Source organism: Pseudarthrobacter kochi, from assembly GCF_055412805.1.
This window is the reverse complement of the sequence record NZ_JBVAYV010000096.1, coordinates 1-3,301: the sequence shown is the minus strand read 5'-3', so window position 1 is coordinate 3,301 and position 3,301 is coordinate 1. Positions and strand designations below refer to the sequence as shown.

Genomic DNA, 3,301 nt, shown 5'->3' with positions numbered 1-3,301 from the left:
AACACCACCGGCAGCAAGGCCGGGAACCCCGTCATGCCCACCGACCGAACCCAGACCTAGATCAGAACGACCCCGCCCCATCAAACACAACCGGTGGATCGAGGCTTAGTGCGCTGCTTCGTACTTTTCCATGATGTCTCCCTGGATGCGACCGCGGGTATTGACAGGCAGGCCTTGCTCGGCCGCCCACAGCCGGACTTCGCGGGCATTGGAGGAGGCTGGACGGGCTGGCCGAGCCCGGCCGCCGGTCTTGCGGGCTGCTTTGGTGTAGCGGCTGAATGCTTCACGCAGTTCGCTCGCATGAGCATCGTTGAGATCGATTGCATATTCGACGCCGTCCAGGGCGAATAAAAGTGTTTCACTTGCTTTGGAGCCGTCGAAGTCGTCTTCTAAAATGGTTACTACTCTTTGTGCCATATGAAAAGCATAGGTCTTCGGGGTTGTCTGCTCAGAGGCACGGGACTCCAACAACGTCGGAGAGGGACTGTTCCGCGAGGACCGGTAGCCCGAACCTGCGTCGGGGTTCCTCGTCAGGCTGGAGTGGTTTCGAGACGGGTGATGATGCTGATCAGTTCATCCCGCAGGACCTGGTCCGAAGGTCCGGCAGGTTCGGCCGAATCCCGATTCAGGTGGTCGATGCGCTGCAGCACGTTCTTTCCACGCTCCGTGATGCGGGTGCGCATGGAACGGCCGTCCCGTGTGCTGCGGACTCTGGAAACGAGTCCTTTGAGTTCCAGCTTCTCGAGGATTTTCCCCATGGTCTGGGCCTGGACATGAACCAGGACGGCAAGCCCGGTTTGGCTGACCGGGCCACTGTCTGACAGCGCCTTCAGCGTGGTTTCCCCTGTCTGGTTGACGTCGGAGTCGATCAGCCGCAGGTTCTGCTGATGTGCGGTCAGCCGGGCGGCAGTACTCAACAGGCGACTGGTAGTCCAGTGTGCTGTATTCACGTGTACCTTCTTCCTTCCCCCTAACCACAGTAGCGGCCACGCGCAACCCCGGAAGATCACTGCCGGGACCGGACCGGCGGTCGAAGGCATCAGCGCCTCCGACATCGGCAAGATGCTCGGAGTCTCCCGCGCCACCGTCTACCGATACCTCTTATAGACCAGGAGGGTGCAGACTGCACGGATAGGGGTATGTCAGCGGGTACCTACCCAGAGAAGTGTTCAGGCAGTTCTTCGCCGGGCTGCTCAATGCGCCAGTAGCTAGTGAAACGTGGTATTCGTTTTCTTCGGTGTGCAGCCGTGAACTCCGAGTCAATGGCATGGATGACTTCCGGGAGCTCCCAACCGTCGATAGCTTCCGGGTCCTGGTCCATCAGCCAGGTCCGCAGACGCTCCAGAAGTGGTGGCGTTGCAAGTTCTACAATTCCTTCCATCTCACCGATCAGGTTGGCGAAGCTTTCGGCCACGGCTAGTGGCATCGAATGGATGACAGACACACCCATGACATCGACCCCTTGCCCCTCGGTATCCAAGATGGCAACAGGCAGCGGCAGGACCAGATTTGATTGTGAGTGCGCAATGGTGGTGTTGCGATACTTTCGAATGATGTCGTGCACCCCTTGAAGGGCGGCCGGAACGGGCCCGGTCCAGGCCCTCCCGCCCGGGCCCCCGGAGCTGGCGGAAAGACAAGCCGATGAGGCATTTCGGCCGGCGGTATTGCCAAGTAGTAGGAGTAGTAGTAGTTTTGTTACTACTACTCCTACTACTGTTTTGAAGGTTGTCGCCGTGGCGTTGAGTGTGAAAGACCGTGTGTTTGCTGCTGCGGAGCAGATCAGCGCTGAGCGCCGGCCTACCGTGTCGACGGTGCGGGCAGCGGCGGGTGTGAGCAACGCCGATGCCACCCGGTACCTGAAGGAGTGGGTTGAGGAGAAGCAGGCCGCGGGCGGGCAGGTTGCCGCGACGCCGGCCGCGGTGCTGGAACAGGCCGCGCGCCTGGCGGGGGCCTGCTGGGCCGAAGCGTCCGCCCTGGCCAATGAGCGGCACGCCGCCGCGGAAGCGGTCTGGGCGCAGGAGAAGAAGGACCTGGGACTGGAGATCTCCGAACTCGTCGCTGACCTGGACAAAGCAGGCGCCGAGAAGGACGCGGCCGTCACCGAGCTCACTGCACGGATTACCTCACTGGATACCCAGGCCGCGGCGATGAAGGCGCAGCTGGAGCAGGCACGTACAGCCGAACAGCAGGCCAGCAACACCGCAGCCGGCGCAGCTACCAGGCTGGCCGCGGCCGAGGCCCGGGCAGAGACGCTGCAAAAGGCGCACGACGCGCTCCTGCAGCGCATCGTGCCGGAAACCCCGGCCAAGAATGACCGGGCCAAGCGAACCAGTGGCGGCGGCCCCCAGCTCTGAACTCCGCGGGAGAGAGCCCCTGGCTGACTTCCCTGGCCTCTTGAAGGGGGAGGCAACAGGCCCCTGACGGAACCGCTGACTCTCGTGAACTTCGTGCTGTCACTGACAGCCCTGGCGGTCTCGACGACCTCTTGCCGGGGCCTGTTTCCACGGCACTGTTCGGGCAGGACTCGCAGACCGGTGCGGGGCGGCCCCCGCCACCGTCGGCTGGGGCTGCCGCTGCTACCTTGGCGGCTGCACTTCCGCCGCGGGGAACTCCCGCAGCGTCGCCGCTACCGCCCTGACCGCTGCCGGGTCCTCGATCCAAGGCCGGTCCGTGCGGGTGCAGGCATGGAAGTTCGTCAGCTCCGATGCCTCCTGGGCCGGCCGCGAGCTCGGCCCATGCGGCTTCGAGGTCCCTGAGCTGTCCTGCCGTCAGGGGCTCCCGAGTCTCCGGGCCGGCCGTAGCGTGCGTGGCATCAGCCGTGCCCGCAGTTGCCGGGCGTTTCCTGAAAATACTCCGTAACCCCATGTGCTGTCCCCTTGCCTGAACAAGCCCCGCCAGGAGGTCCACTCGGGGGAGAAGTACCTGCAACCGGCGGGACCGATCCACCTTAGCAAGGCCCTGATTTCCGCTGCGCTCCAACCAGTTATTGGGCGTCCGCTGGCGCGGCCGGCTGTTGGGTCCAGGTTCGCCGTCGCAGGGCTCCGGTGACCCTGGCCCTTCCTTACGTCTGCGACGTTTTTGTGTTGCTGTCCTGCGGATTCTAGGCGTCCCGCTCCAGCCCGTCCAGCCCCTCCTTCGTCGGGGCCTGCGGTGCAGGAAATGTCCCTCCGGCGCTCCTGCGTCGCTGATGTCCTCCAGGAATTTCCTTCCCCTTGCCTGCGGTAGACAGGCCTCCGTCGGCCGCCGAGCAAGCGAGCTTGCCAGCAACAAAAAAACAACGGGGGAGCTGGGAAGCTGGCCG

Annotated in this window: 5 protein-coding genes; 2 read left to right on the top strand and 3 right to left on the bottom strand. The window is 63.6% G+C overall.

From position 1 onward, the window contains the following. Positions 1–105: 105 nt before the first annotated feature. Complete coding sequence (locus ACZY0Y_RS19730; protein WP_463886714.1) at positions 106–417, bottom strand: histone-like nucleoid-structuring protein Lsr2; 312 nt, start codon at positions 415–417, stop codon at positions 106–108. A 113-nt stretch (positions 418–530) separates the two neighbouring features. Next, the gene (locus ACZY0Y_RS19725; protein WP_463959919.1) at positions 531–950 is read right to left on the bottom strand and encodes a MarR family winged helix-turn-helix transcriptional regulator; all 420 of its coding nucleotides are present in this window, start codon (positions 948–950) and stop codon (positions 531–533) included. Between ACZY0Y_RS19725 and ACZY0Y_RS19720 the strand changes: the two genes are divergently transcribed. Next, positions 925–1,107 (top strand): helix-turn-helix domain-containing protein, encoded by a 183-nt coding sequence (locus ACZY0Y_RS19720; RefSeq protein WP_463959920.1) that lies wholly within the window; start codon positions 925–927, stop codon positions 1,105–1,107. The two genes, ACZY0Y_RS19725 and ACZY0Y_RS19720, sit on opposite strands and share 26 nt — an antisense overlap. Before the next feature lie 46 nt (positions 1,108–1,153). Here the strand turns inward: ACZY0Y_RS19720 and ACZY0Y_RS19715 are convergent, their stop codons facing one another. Next, positions 1,154–1,564, bottom strand: coding sequence for a hypothetical protein (locus ACZY0Y_RS19715; protein ID WP_463959918.1), 411 nt, complete (start codon positions 1,562–1,564; stop codon positions 1,154–1,156). A gap of 169 nt (positions 1,565–1,733) precedes the next feature. On the opposite strand from ACZY0Y_RS19715, the gene ACZY0Y_RS19710 reads away from it, so the two are divergent. Then, entirely contained in the window at positions 1,734–2,354 is a 621-nt protein-coding gene (locus ACZY0Y_RS19710) for a DNA-binding protein (RefSeq protein WP_463959917.1), read from the top strand. The last annotated feature ends 947 nt before the right edge of the window (positions 2,355–3,301 follow it).